Below are 15,302 nucleotides of genomic sequence, written 5' to 3'. Positions count from 1 at the left end.
CCCAAAGAGCCCGCCGCGGCGGGGGGCTACCAAACCTTAAGAAAATCCAAATTCCAAAAGCCAAATTCCAAATAAAATCCAATTTCCAAACCGCCTGCGGCGGACAAATTCCAAACAAAACCCAAATTCCAATTCCCACACTTTGATGGCCCCGCCAAGCTCGGCGAGCTCTCGCGCCTCGGCGGTGAAATCCAAATTCCAATCCGCGTGTGGCGGGTCGCGCAATTATCGGCTCAGCTTCTTTGCCCCCGCGACGAGGGCTGTAACGCCAGCCCTGAGACTCGCCCGGTCGAGCGCGCCGAAGCGAAGAAACAGTCCGTCGTCCGTCGTCCGGGCGACGCGATAAGTACTGAGCAGCGCCAGATCGAGGGAACTCGCCGCGGCGACGGCCCGTACATAGTCGCCTCGCTGGTGGCGGACCAGGAGATGCATGCCGGCGGAATTGTTCGACCACGTCCAGCCGAGCGCAGCAAGCGGCGCCAGTCCTTCGACCAGGGCGGCACGTTTCGCCCCGTACACGGCGCGCATGCGGCGCAAGTGCGAAGAGAAGTGGCCCTCGTCCATGAAGACGCTCATCGCCATCTGCTGCACCGCGGGCGTGAACCCGTCGAGCTGGGTCCGAATGTTTGCCAGGGGTTCAAGCAACTCCTCGGGCACAACGGCATAAGCGAGGCGCAGCGAAACGAACATCGACTTGTTCAAGGTGCCGATATAGAGCACGCGCGCGTGGGAGTCGAGCGAATGGAGCGCCGTGAGCGGCTGCCCCTCATACCGAAACTCGCCGTCATAATCATCTTCCACGACCCACGAGTCATTTTGCACTGCCAGCTCCAGGAGGGCGATGCGGCGCTCGAGGCTGAGGGCCACGCCGGTCGGGTACTGATGCGAAGGCGTCACATAGATCAGGTGCGCGCGTGAGGAACGGCGAGCCCTGGGGTCGGCGCGAATGCCTTTGTCATCGACGGGCACCGGGATGATCGCCGCGCCGGCCAGCGCAAAGGCGGCGCGTGCACCCAGGTAGCAGGGATCCTCGATCCAAACGGCATCGCCGCGATCGACGAGCAGCATCCATGGAAACTCGCTTGTGTCGGCGGTGCCCGCATTGAACGGGATTGGAACCGCCGGCTCGCGGCAGGCGGCATTCGCGGCGGCTGATTGGCCGCGGCGCGACGGCCGGAGCACTCGTGGCTCTCCCGGTTTTCGATTCACAGGCGTACTCAGCCGTTCGACCGTCGGCGCGACAAACGTGCCGCGTCCGACGGCGCGCTCGATAAACCCTTCTTCGGTCAGCTGCGCGTAGACCTCTTCCAGCATTCCGCGCGAGACGCCATAATCAGCGCCAGCCTGCCGCGTCGAGGGGAGCCGCTCGCCGGGAGAGAGAACGCCGTCCAGCACTGCGGCCCGAATCGCGCGATACACGTCGCCGCGCCGCAGCCGTCCGGCGGCGCGGACCGGCGGCAGAAGCACACCCCGTGATCGGCGCATGAGGGGATCCTCCAAATGGTCCATTCTGGAGATCGAAATCGGATCTTGTAAACAGACCGATCCCATTTTACCATCTCCGGCCGTGGAGGAGCAGAATGAAGAAACTCTCTTTGTGGGTGTTGCTTTCGGTGCTAACGACGTCGGCGACCGCAACCACGCGCCTGCCGTTCATCGAAGACGATTACACCCGGGCGCTCGCCGAGGCGACGCGCCAGAAGCTGCCCGTCTTCGTCGAAGTGTGGGCCCCGTGGTGATATTCGTGCCGCCTGATGCGAGCCACGCTGGCCGACGCCAGCCTCGCCAGGTACGCCGGACGGTTCGTCTGGCTCGAACTCAATTTTGATAAACCGGTCAATCAATCGTTCCTCGCCCGGCACGGGGTGATGTACACACCGTCTTTTTTCGTGATCGACCCCGCCGATGAACGGACGTCGGCAACGCAGCTCGGGGGGATGACGTTGCCCGAGCTGACGCAATTCCTCGACCGAGGGGAGCACGGCGTCATCGCAAAAGCGGGAAGGCCCGCCGACGCGGCGCTCGCGCGGGGCGACGAGATGCTCGCCCGCGGCCAGCATGCCGGGGCGGCAGCCGCCTATGAGGAGGGGCTTCGCCTCGGCGGAAAGACTTGGCCACAGCGCGAGCGCGCAGTCGGATCGGACACCTGGGCGCTGATGTTGAGTGGACAATCGCAGGTTTGCGCCGAAACGGCCGCCAAGGAAGCGGCGTCGATGGCGCGCGGCCAAATGTTTGGAAGAGTCGTTCTCGCAGGATTGATGTGTGTGAACGGGGGTCAACAGGCTCCGTGGGCCGAAGCCCCGCGGAAGACTCTTAGGCCGCTCGCGGAGGAGGCGATTGCGCTTCCGGCGACGCTGCGCGATCATCGCTTTCAGCTGTATCAGCAGCTCATGCACGCCGCTGAAATGGACGGCGATAAGGCGACCGTGGCACGGTGGGGCGAACGCTGGCTGGACGAGCTCGAGGCGACCCGGCCCGCCAACGAGGACGAGCGATCCGCCCTCGATATTGCCCGCGTTGACGCAGCGTATTTCCTTGGGGCGGCATCGCGCGTGCTGCCGGCACTGATCGCCTCGGAACGCGCCATGCCGACCAACTACAACGCGTCACTGCGGCTCGCCCAGATGGAGATCGAAGCCAAACAATATGACGAGGCCATCGCGGCATGCGATCGCGGCCTGGTGCACGTGAGCGGTCCACTGGGCCGGACCTGGCTGTTTGAAACGAAGGCCGATGCGCTGACTCAGGGGGGACGGCCCGCGGAAGCTCGCCGCGTCCTCGAAGAGGCATTACAGTCTGCCCGGTCCATTGGTGGCAAACAAGCACGCGACCGCAACCTCGCAAGGATTTCAAACACGATCAAGGAGTTGCCGAAGGACGCGAAGTAGAAAATGGTCCGGGGCTACACAGGGCCATCAGGAAAGTCGTTCGATGGATTCAGGTCCACTTGACGACTGATCGACGGCCGCGCAGTTTGTGAAGGTCAAGTCTAAATTCTCAATCTTTCTCATCCGACACGATCACCGTTCAAGATTTAGACTTGACCCGCACGTCTCTTTCACAGACAAAATCCAAATTCCAATCCGCCTGCGGCGGACAAATTCCAAACAAAAACCAAACCTCAAAACCCAAACAAAATCCAAATTCCAACCAAGAGGCACCAAGAGTTGGAGACCAAACTCTGTGGATGTTAGCTCGGGGCGCATTGGCGCATCCGAAGGACTTGGGCCAGCCACATCTCTCGCCAAAAATAGGCTGTCCCCCTCGGGCCTTGTCTCCGGTTTTCGCCCCCATCCAGCCTCCCTTGCCGTCGAGCCTTTGGCGTCGTAAGATTCCCTGTCACTCGGACCATCGTCGAATTCGGACGATCTCACTCAAACCGGAGGATTGCATGAAACATCTCCCCAAAGGTGTCCTGATTCTCCTGCTGCTCGCGCTGCCGCGACCGTTGGAAGCCCAGGCAGAGCGTGTCGCGGGGCGAGGAGGGGCAGCTCCGAAGATCCTGTTGGTCGTTTACGAGCAGACCAAGCCGGGCTCCGCGGCCGCCCGCCGCAAGCTCGGGTTGGACGCAGCCGATGCCTACGAGCGCTATGATATCCCCGTCCACTTTATCGCTATGGAGGCGGTGACCGGCGCGGCCGGCACGCTCTGGCTCGATCCGTTTGATTCTTTTGATGCGGCGGAGAAGGCCAGTGCGGCGATCACCGACGCGAACTCCCGCCACGCAGAGCTTGTCCGAACGCAGCAGATGATCGACGAGTTGGTCACCCGGCAGACGACCCTCACCGCCCTGCGGCGAGACGATCTTGGATACCACGCTGACGCGGTCGATCTTTCAAAGGCGCGGTACTTGCGCATCCTCGTGGCGCGTGTTGCCCCCGGCCACGAAGCTGCCTTCACCGAAGAGACCAAGGCCCTGGCTGCGTCCTATGAGAAGGCCGACTCAAAGTTTCCGTGGGTTGTGTACCAGGTGGACCTGGGCATGGAACGACCCACCTACATCTTTCTGGTTCCCTTGCGCTCGATGAAGGACTTGGACGACCTGCTGGCCTCCTCGAGCTCCCGGCAGCGCGGCGCCTCCGAGGCCGAACGCCAGCGCACGCAGCAGCTCATGCGGGAAGCCTACCTGAGTCTGGAAAGCAACCTGTACGCCATCACCCCGGAATTGTCGCATGTGTCAAAAGAATTTGCTGCCGCCGATCCCGGGTTCTGGAAACCAAAGAGAAAGTGAATTGGGGGGGAAGATCCAGCGGGGGCAGACACCTGCACACATGAAGACGTCCAATTGATGTCTCAAGAAGGGGTCAGTCCCCTTCATCTCAGCGAGAGGCCGGAACTGGACTATCCCCCCTTCCATTGGGGGATTTGGGTGAAGGCGCGTCGCCTGGGGGTAGGCTGGATTTGAACGATCCTCCCGATGCGGTAAGGGCTCAACTCCGTAGGAGTGGAATCTCTATAGATCGGCTGCTCATCTTCTCTTTGGGTTGAACCCCTTTAGGGGTGGCATAACTAATGTGGCACAAGCTACCGGTCCCCTTCGTCTAGCGCTGGAAGCTCTCCGATTGCAGGTTCTGATTCAGCAATACCTGCGTGAACACCATCGTTTCGACTTTCCGACCGACGATGTATCGGTCGATCACCATCGGAAACTTCACCGTGGCCGCAGGGGCCGTAGAGGCAGTGGCGAAAAGTCCCGCGACCGTCAGAGGGACGTCCTGGTAGTTCGAGAATTCGTAGACTTCAGTCAAGGGAACCATCTGGCTGGAGAGCGGATCCTGTCCCTGCGCATAGTCAAACTCCATCCGCGCTACCAACCCGCTGACATTGTCGATGTAATACCGTGTGGTGGGACCCTTCAGCCCCGCGCTTAACTCAATCACCCGGGCGTTTGCAGCGACTTGGAACGACGGCTGTGGATGAACTCGATTCGCCTGGCCCAGGCCGGGAGGGAGATTGGCGCCCGGATTCAGGCTCAAGATGCGCGCCGCGATATCGGCGACGGTTCCCCGCATGCGCGCGGTAGTTGAACAAGGCTTCGAGCGACCGCACCGTGTGCGCCTCAATGAACCGCTGTGCTCGTCCGGCGGCGGGGGTGCTCAAGGGGTCTGAGGAGTGCCACGTCTGGGCGCCATCGGTGCCCTCCCGACTCAGCACCGAGTGCAGGGAGTAGCTGCTCACCGTGGCATTGCCCACGTTCACCAGGCCGTCCGGGCCGGGTGGCTGGAAGATCAATCGCTGCAGCCGGTCACCTGCCCCGCCGCCACCGGTGGCATCGGCCGCATGGATGAGCGTCATCGGATTGATGTCGTACGACTGCTGGTTCTGATCGTCGTAGCGAAAGATGGTCACCTGTCCCGTCGCAATCCAGTTCTTCACCGCCCCATTCTGCCAGCCCGCCCCATGGGCCTGTACCGCGCGATCCACCGCGGCGGAAGGAAGCCCCTCGGCAAAGAGTGTAGAGACGAAGAAAGGTAGTGCAGAGATTATTACTAGCAAAACGATGGACCGAAGGACCGAGGCCATCAGAGTTATCAACCCAGGATTCTTTTTTCTATACATATGCTTCCTCATTAATAAAATCACGCGCCTAAACTGTGCCCCACAATAACGGTTCCACCAAGTTGGACGATCCCGACATGCCGAGTATTGCGCCATTCGACCGAATGCTCAATGAGGGGACTGACAGTAATTAGATTGGTAATTCATCGCCGACCCGCCAACACTTGCCAGAACTCAAAGGAGCGACCTTCACAATGTCCTATGTCCCGACCTGACCCCCTCCTTCCTAACGTGTAGCACCCGGCTCACTGAGCTTCGGGAAGGGCAACTGCATGGCAACCGTCGGGATCAAGAACATGCTTCACAAACCAGTCTCTTTTATCGGATGGCAACTCTCCTACCGATCTCAGGAACTCGGCATGCTTTGCTCGGCAGACTGCTTGCATCTGAACCGCGTAGTCGCTGTGAGGGTCTTGTACCGAGGTCGATGCATAAGCAACGTATTTCGACAGCATTTCTGGAGCACGGAGGACGGCTTTAGCAAAATCTCGCGCTAAACGTTCTCCGAGTCTCGACAACGACTTCATTTCGGCAACAGATTCTTCATCGCAAAGACTATCTCCCAGCGTCATCAATGTAGCGTGCTGGGCGTCATCCTGCGGAAGAAGAATAAGGAAGAGCAGAGCGGTTTTCCTGTCACTCGGTTGGAGTTCAAAAGAACGCGCTGCATAGACGATTTCGGCGCGGTAGCTTCTTCCGGCATTGTGCTTCTCCTTAGCCAACGTTGCATGAGATTTGGCTAGAGCCATCCGAGCAATCGTGTGTACCTGGTCGCATGGCATATCCGAGGCGTCTTGCGCACTCGAATGCTGGAATGGAACAGCAGCCAGCAAGGTCAACCAAAAACAAGTTGCTAGACGCATTTTCATCGGCCTCCCATCATCAACCTTGTGGCGGTCCAAGAACTGGATCGGCATACTTCAGGTTCACGGAAGTATCCACGTCAATGGTGAAGTGCCTTTGTGGCGGATTAGCACTCATGCCCGTTGCATCCTCAAAGCTGGAAAACTGGCTTGTACAAACGACTAGACATCCCTCAGATACAGCCCTTCCGTCTCGACCGACACCTGTGAAATTACCGACGCCAGCCCTATGAATCAAATCTCCCTGAGCCATCCAAGCGCCATGCTGTTGAGGATTTGGACCGGTTGTTGGCAGGTTGTCTGTTGGCTGAATACGAATCGCCAAATGCCCACTGTGCGTGGTCAGTGTTCCACTGTAGACACCCGCAGAAAGAGTTCCAGATTTGCTTGAATCGGATGGAGTAGTTTTTATAAGGAATGTGCCAGCGTCCTTGCCGTTGACAGATACCGTGGCGGTCGCATTGTAGTTCTGCTGGTTTGCCACGCCCGTGTACCCGTCGTTGTAATGGCCCTGTGCATCTTTGGTTCGGTCTTGAATCGTAACAGTCACCTTGCAGCTCGAATCGTCCTTCGTACCGCAAGCATTCATCCCCGTTGGGTCGGTGTGGTTCAGCGGATTGTTGCGGACATATGCGTACATGTTGAAGTCCTGAGGGTTCGCAATGTAGGCCTCAAACTGTCTCTGGGCATCTTCATTGCCGTGTTGCCAGTGAATCCAAGGAAGTGGGTCCGGCGTTTGGAAGCGCCCCATGTTGGAGCCGTAATATCTGGCCCCAAAGTTGTCTAGGCCGGATTCCGAATCGCGTTCTTTGCCGGTAAACTTCTGCCGGACTCCATCGTTTCCTGCGTATCCCAGCGCTGTAGTTCTCCCGCCGAAGCCCGAGGGAATCTCCTCGGCGAAGGGCACGTAGTCATGCCGCGCCTTGAGGTTCCCACTCCCATCGGTGACCACGCGCGTGCTGCCCAGGTGATCGATTAAAAGGGTGTCAGGTCTGAACTTTTCTACAAATCGATTTGGAGCTTATGCCCTGACGGGTTTGTTTTTTGCTCGATGATTGCCCCCGTGGCAACCGTTCAATTGTAGAAAAGTTCAGACCTGACCCATCATCCCTGTCCCTGTCGTGACCCATCATCCCTGTCCTTTCGGCATTTCGCTCTGTCAGGCGCTGAACGAAGACGACTCAATTAGAGCCAAACGGCGATTGGACTTGATCTCCCAGAATCGCACAATGGCAAGATGTGACCCTCGCAATTCTTATTCGACACTTATTCATAGCGCAATGCCACCATGGGATCGACACTGGCGGCGCGGCGGGCGGGAATCAAGCTGGCCACGAGCGCTACCAACGTCAATCCGAGCAATGCACAGACGAAGGTGATCGGATCACCCGGCGTGAGATCAAAAAGCATTGAGCGCAACAGCCGGCCACTGCCGAAGGCGATGGGCAACCCGATGATGATGCCTGCGAGGCTGACCACCAGGCTTTCAAGCAGGACCATCCACAAGATCTGGTGTCGTTGTGCCCCCACAGCCATCCGCACGCCGATCTCCGCCGTCCGCCGACTCACGCGGTAAGCCAGCGTTCCATAGAGACCCGTCGCCACCAACAGCGCGGCCAGTAGACCAAAAAACATGGAGAGCCGGGCAAACAACCGCTCCTGCGAGAAGGATCCATTGAACTGTTCCTGCTGTGTCATCGGCTGAAGCAGCGGGAGATCGGGTCCAAAGTCATGCACCACGTGGCGGGCGCTCGACAGAAGCGCGGCCGGGTTGCCCTGCGTGCGCAGCTCATAGTGCATCGTCCCAGTTCCTTTTATCTGAGTGTATGGAAAGTACGCCGTCGGTCTTTTGCTCTCGCGCACACCCGTGTACTTGCTGTCGGCGGCGACACCGATGATGGTGTACTGGTTGCCGTCGGGCTTGGAGGACATTGAAACATGGTGGCCCAGCGGGTTAAGTTTGGGGAGGTAGCGTTCTGCGAAGGTCTGGCTGACGACGACACTTTTGGGCGCCGCGGCGGAATCGGCGTCCGTGAAATCGCGTCCCAGGAGAAGGGTCATGCCGAGCACATGAAAATAATCCGGTCCCACGGCATTCCATCGTAAGGCGCTCTCGCGATTGCCTTCACCGGGACGCCTGCCGTCCACATAGGCGCTTGTGTTGTTGCTCCATCCCGAGCCAATCCGGTTCTGCATGAGGGTGGCCGACTCCACTCCGGGCAAAGCGCGCAAACGAGCCGACAGCTCTTGATAGAAACGGTGGACTTCTGGATCGGTTGCCAGAGTCTGCGGCGGCGTGATCCCAAAAACGAGGAGACCCGTGGGTCGCATTCCCAGGTCAGTGGTTTCAAGGTTCCGCAGCGTTCGAACGAGAAGACCCGAACAGACCAGTAACACCAGGCACATCGCCATCTGCAGGGCAACGACCACTTGGCCGCCCCGGACCTTCCTTCGATCCTGGTTCGTCGTGGCGGCGGAGGTCTTCAAGACAAGCCCAATAGGCGTCCCCACCGCGTTTCTGAGCGGAGCCAGCCCAAACAGCAGGGCGGCGAGAATCGAGACTCCCAGAGTAAAGAGCAGGACCGAAAAATCAGGCGCGAGACTGAGCTTGAGTTCCGACCAGGCAGCCAACGCCTCGGTGGCCCACACCGCGAACAGCCACCCCAATATTCCTCCGCCGGCAACCAGCAGCAGACTTTCGGTCAGCAGTTGGCAGAAAAGCCGCCAGCGACCGGAGCCGAGTGCCATGCGCAGGCAAAACTCCCGTTGTCTTGCGGAATTCCGGGCCACCAGCAGCATGGCCACATTGCCACAGGCGATGACCAGGACCAACCCCACCATTCCCATCAAAGAACCGATGGGCTGCTCAAAGTCGCTACGCTGACTCCCGATTCCGCGCGCGTCTGAAAAATAGAGTTGCGGGGGGTGTTCTTTGGGGTCACGCTTTCCTGATCCCTCGTAGGCCGCCCGCTCGAAAATGGGTGCCAGTTGTGCGAGGGCTTGCCTCTGGCTGATCCCCGGTGCGAGGCGGCCAATCATCATCAGACACCACCAGTTCGGCGAACCATACAAGGTGTCCCCGTCCTGGGCCGATTGTCCCCAGGCCGTCAGGTCCGGCCTGTTCTGAAGGGGGATCCAAAGGTCGGTGGCGACTCCGGATTCCACACCCTCAAAATCGCGTGCCCCAATCCCGATCACCGTGAACGGCACGCCCTTGATGTACAGTGTCTCACCGATGATCGAAGGGTTGCGGCCAAACCGCCGCGACCAATAGCCGTAGCTCAGCACAGCCACCTGGCTGTGTTGGGTTTCGTCCCGGACCGTGAAGGTCTGGCCCCGCGCCGGCTGAACCCCCAACCCGGAGAAGAAGTTTCCACTCACCATATCGGCTTGCGCCTCTTCCGGCTCCTCGCCATAACGCACGGCGACTTTGCCGGTGGAGAGCGGTACATACGCCATGACGCTCGCAAAAACCCGGGTCTCCGTCCGTAATCGTTCAAAGATCGGCATGGTGAACGAGAGACTCCCCTCACCCGTTTGAGAAGACCCGCTCGGATTTCCGGTGGTGTGAAGGTAGACGAGTTCCTGGGGATTGGACACCGGCAGGAAACGAAGGATGACCGCGTTCATAACGCTGAAAATGGCCGTATTGGCCCCAATCCCGAGGGCCAGGGTTAAAACAGCCACCAGGGTGAAGGCCGGATTCTTTGCCAGCATCCGAAGGCCATAACGAAAGTCCTGCAGAATATTGTTCATGCCCCATCCCCCGTTCAAGTTCAAATTTGGGAACGTGCAAAATCGTGTTGCGTCATGTCACAGAAATCCCCGAATCTGTTTTCGTGATGAGGAAGAGCGCTCCGAATCTGTCGCAGTGCCCTTATAGCTTCCATTGGATGACAATGAGGCTGTATTAGATCAGTTAGACGAACGCAGAAGGGCGAAGGTTTCCGTCCCTGCGCAAATATTCAGCGTCGCCGGGCATACTCCCCTAATCCCAGGTTGGAGCTTGCCCGTTGGTAGGCTGAACCCGAATGATCCCCCACCTCCCAGCGGGGGAATTTAGCAAAAAGGATCAAGCGGGGACAGACACCTGCATTTAGGAGGGCCTCGGATTCATATCGCAAAAAGGTGTCAGTCCCCTTCATCCCCTGTATCGTTCCAGCAGGCCGGCGATTTCGTCGAACCCCTGGTCACGGGCGACCTCGAAAAGCGAGAGGCCATCGGGATGCCGGGCGGTCACATCGGCGCCCTGTTCGAGCAAGATGCGGACCGCTTCAACCTTGCCCCGATCGACCATCCGCACCAGCGGGGTCTGCCAATCGTCGCGTCAAGACTGCCTGAGAGGGACAGGATTTCAATCACTCATTCCCGAAGCAAGGCGTCGATCGCATGGCTGACACGGTCGTGCAAGTCCTGGGGAGCGCCGTAAAGGATGGACGCGGTCGTGCCGTTGGGCCTGAAAATGAACATCGTCGGGACGCTGCTGAGATCGCCGAACGATTCCGCCAACCCCGCGCTGCCCAGGACGACGTGATAAGGGAGGCCCATCGCTTGCGTGAGCTTCCGTACTTCAGATTCTTCCGAGTCCACGGCGATTGCCAGGATTTCGATCTTATCCCCGTGCCGTCGTTTCAATTCCCCCAACCACGGCAGGGTAGACCGGCAGGGCAGACACCAGGTGGCCCAGAACTCCACCACGACGAGCTTCCCCGACAAGGAGGCCGCGTCGACGGTCGACCCGGCCAGGTCTTTCGCGCTGAGCTGAGGGAGCCGCGCGAGTTCCTCCTGTGAGGCCGGCGACTGCGCCTCGAGGGCCGCTCGCCTATCTCCCTTGAGCTCCAGATCAATCATGTGAGTCAGGTCCTTCTTGAATTTCTCGTGATTTTCCAGCTTGAGCCAGGGCGTGTAGCGGCCTTTCGCGCCAAACCAGCCAAAATCCTCGGAGCGTGCAAGAAGTACGTCGTTCACAAACACCACGGGATACCGCTTCAAGCCAAAACGATCGGCCTGTTTCGAGCTTCCCCAGTTCTCGCTTACGAATCGAACCCGGTCACCGTACCGCTGGATGACGTCCTGTGCCAGCAAACTTGCCGGATCGCAGAGATGTCAAGTGTAAGGCCAGCGGACCAGCGTGACGGTGACTTGAGCGGCGGCCGGAGTGGCGGAGGCCGTCGGAGCGCTGTGCTCGAGGTAGCTCAGGTACCGTGGCAAAACCTCCTTCAAAATGACGCCGGCATGAATGGCGTCCGCCTTGTCCATCTTCTTGTCCGCCTGTCCCTCCAAATCGAGTTGGGCGATTTCCCAGTACATTTGACCGAGGCTCCAGTCAAGGTGGCCGGCGGCCAGACGGTTTCGGAGGCCCTTGCTTTCCTCTTGCAACGCGCCGAGCTGCAAGTCCCCTGCTGAGGGCGGGTTGATCAGGCCATAGGCAAGTGACGCGTTCAAGTAGATCTGCAATGCGCCTTCCCATCTCCCCTGTTTGTCCAGTTCCCTGGCGAAGTTCAGGCGGGAGTTGATCCCAATGAACTCCTCATTCTGCTTCAAAGCCTGGGGTTGACTGTAGTTTCGGATGACTTCTTTTTCCAGCCCCGCAATATCATTTCCGGGGGAATGGCCCTTCCACGCCGGGCTCTTCGGAAACTGCAAATCGGCACACCAGACGGCAAAGTCGAGATACCCTTTGGAAAGGCCGACGTACTGCAGTCCATATTGCGGGGTGGTTTCCCGGCCATACAGCCGGGCCGCCTGGTAATAGGTGCGGCTCTGCACCTGGGCGGCCTCAACCATCGCTCTCACCGCTGAAGGGAGCGACGAGAGTTTCGCGTCGGTCAAGCCTTGTTCTTCCGCCTTCAGTTGCGTGCCCACCCTTTGCCATTCCTTTTCAAAGGCCTCCAGGCCCTTGGATTCCAGGCCGACTTTGGAAAGGGTGTATTGCAGGGTGGCGATATTGAGCATGGCCGGCTCAAGGCCGTACAGGCTGGCGTACACGTACCCGGCATCGAGAGCTTTGCGGACCTGTTGAAGGCTTGCCGCTTCATCCGCGGACGAATCGGAGGCGGGAGCGGATTTCATGGCGTGTTCAAGCCGGTCGATCTGTAGACTGATCTGTGCCCGGGGCTCCTGGCCGTACGACCCATGCGCCAGGAAGAGGAAGACCAAGGACAAGAATGAGCTCATGAGACGGAGTCGTCTTCGCTCCAAAGAGCTGTCGTGCCGCAGGGCTCTGGTTACGCGCGGACCTGACAGGATTTCCTTACCCCAAGTCTTCGATTGGAGTTTGGGGAATGTGTCCTCATCGGATCGAGAGCCATGTGAACCTGCAACGGTGTTGTTCTCCATTTTGAGCTTCTCCTCTTTGTGAGCAGTAATTCCGAATTGCGGAGTTGAATGACACGACCAAAGCCGCCGGAGGGAGATTCGCTCTCCAGAAGTAGATACTCTTAGAATAACGCCTTTGTCTCTTTCGGCCCGTAGGGCTCTTGCGCTGGGGCGCATGACCCCACCCGATGCTCCGCTTTCGGCCCGTAGGACTCTTGCGCTGCGGCGCATGACCCCACTTGAAGCTCCGCTTTCGGCCCGTAGGGCTCTTGCGCTGCGGTGCATGACCCCACTTGAAGCTCCGCTTTCGGCCCGTAGGGCTGTGCCGCCCAGGTGTGCAGACCCATCTGAAGCTCCTTTTCAGGCCAGCGGGGAGGTCCCCCCTGGGCGGGTAGTCCCACCGGAAGCTGCACCATAGGCCCGTAGGGCTGTCAGATTGTAGCCCCACCTGAAGCTCCGTCCCGCGTTCTTTGCGGGGCGGAGCGAGGGTGGGGTAACGGTCTCCTTATTGACATGCAAGCCCCGCTTGCGGGGCGAAAGAATCTGCCGCATGGATCTTCGGACAATCCTACAATAATTCCCCAGGAATAGGCGAACTCCCCCCGGGTGCAAGACATCGAATAGGGCGTTCGGCATGCTGAGATCTGCGACATCGTTTCGCCCTGCCAGCAGGGCTCTCGCATTTTTTCTCATGGCTACCCCGCCCTCGCCCCGCAAAGAGAAAAAGCGCGGGGCTCCCGCCACGGCGGATCTTCGACAGACGGGGCTACGTTCTTTTGGTCCTCCGGACCTGATCTGACTCTTCTTTCTCCCCCGACCCCACCCTCGCTTCGCAAAAGAACGCGGAGCTCAGATGGGGCTTCCATTCTTCGACCCCTACGGGCCTAAAAGGAAGCCGCCGGGCTCCGCAGATGCGCCATTCATTGACCCCGGTTCGCCTTCATCCTGTCACAAACTTATAGCCCACGCTGTGGATAGTAATCAGATACGTAGGATTCTCCGGATTGGGTTCGATTTTTTTCCGGAGTTTAGCCACAGGCATGTCGACCGTCCACGGGAAGTGTTTGTTCCAGCGTTCGCAGGGCCCGGTACTGCAGGGTGAGAAGCACGAGAAGCGGCTCTGTTATAATAATCAATCCCAGGGGGATCCAATGCATCCTCACGAGACGCGTGATTCTTTTCATGGCTTCTCCTCACCGTGGGAGGCGGAAGCGTCCAGGAAAAGACGCCCTTCTGCGATGAGGATCAGACCTACCCGGAATCCGTTACGAACCTAAGCGGCGTCCCGTGTTTTCGCTCGAACCACCACGCATGCGGAGGACAAACGAATGAAAAAGCGTACTTCCCCGATTCTGAATGCAGTGATCCTAATGGTCTGTCTGGCCGTGACCCCCAGTTTTGGCCAAACGGCCCCGGCGAAAGGAACATCTCTCGAGGAGCAGGCGAATGAAGCCTACCAGGCACAGCAATGGTCCGCCGCAGTCAAGGCTTACCGGGAGATTACAAAGGCCAAACAGGACAGTCCCCTGGCGTGGTACCGGCTTGCCGTCTCCCTTCGCAAGTTGGGGGACTTCAACCAAGCCCGGCTTGCCTTGAAATGGAGCGAAGCGACTGGTCTTCCTTCTCTCCAGGCCGATTCCGAAAGGATCAGGCTGGATGTGGCGGCTGGCACCTTGGAGGCCGCCTTCCAAGACCTCGATAGGGCCTTGGATGCAGGTTTCTTTCAGGTGGACATACTCGAATCGGATAGCGATCTTGGCCCTCTGCGCGCGGATCCCCGCTTTGCCAAGGCGCTTGAGCGAGCCAGGAAGAATCAAAAACCTTGCGCCTACTCGCCCGAGAATCGTCAATTTGATTTCTGGGTGGGCGATTGGAACGTCGTCACCACGGCGGGGCAGGTACCGGCCGGCACCAGTAAGATCGAGTTGATCCTGGGCGATTGCGTTGTGCTGGAAAACTGGACCGGCCGGAGCGGCGGAACCGGGAAGAGCTTCAACATCTATGACAAAGACAAGAAACGCTGGGAACAAACCTGGGTGGATGCGAGAGGAGACACCATCTTTTTTTTCGGGGGGTTGAAGGATGGGGTCATGGATTATTACACCGAGGACATCCCGCAGCCCAATGGGACCCGCCTGAGGCGGCATCTCCAGTTTTTTAGCCAGGGAGCGGACAAGGTGAGGCAGTTCAGCCAGGGCTCGACCGATGGCGGGAAGACCTGGAACGTGGAGTACGACTTAACGTACCTTCGGACGAAGTAAGCTGTCGCCCTCAGGCTGGAGTGATTCCCGGGCTGCTCAAATATTGGTTGAGCACCGAGCCGCCTTATGTGCTGCGAATGGATTACACCCAGGCGAACGGCACCCGATGGTTATTGGACATGATCTAGAAAGACCGGGTGGGCGCCGGACAGAACGGACAGGTCTTCGCTATTGGCAATTGGCTTACTGCTCGTTGCGGAAGCGCGGGGACGCTTCCTTCGCAGCGGCGCTGGAGGCTGCAACGTCGCAGGCCCGTACTTGCCGAAGCAGGATTGACCGTCTGACCACGATGCTCCGTGCA

At 59.1% G+C, this 15,302-nt stretch carries 15 protein-coding genes; 3 read left to right on the top strand and 12 right to left on the bottom strand.

Translation table 11 applies throughout. The features are described from left to right. Positions 1 to 225 precede the first annotated feature (225 nt). Complete coding sequence (locus LAO21_19885; GenBank protein MBZ5554983.1) at positions 226 to 1,638, bottom strand: PLP-dependent aminotransferase family protein; 1,413 nt, start codon at positions 1,636 to 1,638, stop codon at positions 226 to 228. 28 nt (positions 1,639 to 1,666) lie between these two features. Next, positions 1,667 to 1,840, bottom strand: coding sequence for a hypothetical protein (locus LAO21_19880; GenBank protein MBZ5554982.1), 174 nt, complete (start codon positions 1,838 to 1,840; stop codon positions 1,667 to 1,669). A gap of 28 nt (positions 1,841 to 1,868) precedes the next feature. Between LAO21_19880 and LAO21_19875 the strand changes: the two genes are divergently transcribed. Beyond that, the gene (locus LAO21_19875) at positions 1,869 to 2,888 is read left to right on the top strand and encodes a hypothetical protein (GenBank protein ID MBZ5554981.1); all 1,020 of its coding nucleotides are present in this window, start codon (positions 1,869 to 1,871) and stop codon (positions 2,886 to 2,888) included. 503 nt (positions 2,889 to 3,391) lie between these two features. Beyond that, the gene (locus LAO21_19870; protein ID MBZ5554980.1) at positions 3,392 to 4,231 is read left to right on the top strand and encodes a hypothetical protein; all 840 of its coding nucleotides are present in this window, start codon (positions 3,392 to 3,394) and stop codon (positions 4,229 to 4,231) included. A 310-nt stretch (positions 4,232 to 4,541) separates the two neighbouring features. Here LAO21_19870 and LAO21_19865 read toward each other — a convergent pair whose 3' ends face one another. From LAO21_19865 to LAO21_19820, 10 genes are all read right to left on the bottom strand, one after another. Further along, a complete protein-coding gene (locus LAO21_19865; protein MBZ5554979.1) occupies positions 4,542 to 4,880 on the bottom strand; it encodes a hypothetical protein in 339 nt (112 codons plus the stop codon). Continuing rightward, the gene (locus LAO21_19860) at positions 4,873 to 5,559 is read right to left on the bottom strand and encodes a hypothetical protein (protein ID MBZ5554978.1); all 687 of its coding nucleotides are present in this window, start codon (positions 5,557 to 5,559) and stop codon (positions 4,873 to 4,875) included. The genes LAO21_19865 and LAO21_19860 overlap by 8 nt, the downstream gene beginning before the upstream one ends. A 245-nt stretch (positions 5,560 to 5,804) precedes the next feature. After that, positions 5,805 to 6,428: a hypothetical protein gene (locus LAO21_19855; protein ID MBZ5554977.1), complete on the bottom strand. Its 624-nt coding sequence runs from the start codon at positions 6,426 to 6,428 to the stop codon at positions 5,805 to 5,807. Between the two features lie 13 nt (positions 6,429 to 6,441). Continuing rightward, entirely contained in the window at positions 6,442 to 7,329 is an 888-nt protein-coding gene (locus LAO21_19850; GenBank protein MBZ5554976.1) for a hypothetical protein, read from the bottom strand. Between the two features lie 359 nt (positions 7,330 to 7,688). After that, entirely contained in the window at positions 7,689 to 10,178 is a 2,490-nt protein-coding gene (locus LAO21_19845) for an ABC transporter permease (protein MBZ5554975.1), read from the bottom strand. 385 nt (positions 10,179 to 10,563) lie between these two features. Beyond that, a complete protein-coding gene (locus tag LAO21_19840; protein ID MBZ5554974.1) occupies positions 10,564 to 10,725 on the bottom strand; it encodes a hypothetical protein in 162 nt (53 codons plus the stop codon). Positions 10,726 to 10,784: 59 nt separating this feature from the next. Further along, complete coding sequence (locus LAO21_19835; protein MBZ5554973.1) at positions 10,785 to 11,507, bottom strand: TlpA family protein disulfide reductase; 723 nt, start codon at positions 11,505 to 11,507, stop codon at positions 10,785 to 10,787. A 21-nt stretch (positions 11,508 to 11,528) separates the two neighbouring features. Next, on the bottom strand, positions 11,529 to 12,599 hold the full coding sequence (locus LAO21_19830; protein ID MBZ5554972.1) for a hypothetical protein: 1,071 nt from the start codon (positions 12,597 to 12,599) through the stop codon (positions 11,529 to 11,531). Positions 12,600 to 13,680: 1,081 nt separating this feature from the next. Continuing rightward, on the bottom strand, positions 13,681 to 13,782 hold the full coding sequence (locus LAO21_19825; protein MBZ5554971.1) for a helix-turn-helix domain-containing protein: 102 nt from the start codon (positions 13,780 to 13,782) through the stop codon (positions 13,681 to 13,683). Further along, positions 13,769 to 13,924, bottom strand: coding sequence for a hypothetical protein (locus LAO21_19820; GenBank protein ID MBZ5554970.1), 156 nt, complete (start codon positions 13,922 to 13,924; stop codon positions 13,769 to 13,771). The genes LAO21_19825 and LAO21_19820 overlap by 14 nt, the downstream gene beginning before the upstream one ends. A gap of 144 nt (positions 13,925 to 14,068) precedes the next feature. Between LAO21_19820 and LAO21_19815 the strand changes: the two genes are divergently transcribed. Then, positions 14,069 to 15,001, top strand: coding sequence for a hypothetical protein (locus LAO21_19815; GenBank protein MBZ5554969.1), 933 nt, complete (start codon positions 14,069 to 14,071; stop codon positions 14,999 to 15,001). The last annotated feature ends 301 nt before the right edge of the window (positions 15,002 to 15,302 follow it).

The organism is Terriglobia bacterium (genome assembly GCA_020073085.1).
Lineage (GTDB): Bacteria > Acidobacteriota > Terriglobia > JAIQFV01 > JAIQFV01 > JAIQFV01.
Note: the sequence above shows the minus strand (reverse complement) of the source record. Positions and strands in the feature narration are given on the sequence as shown.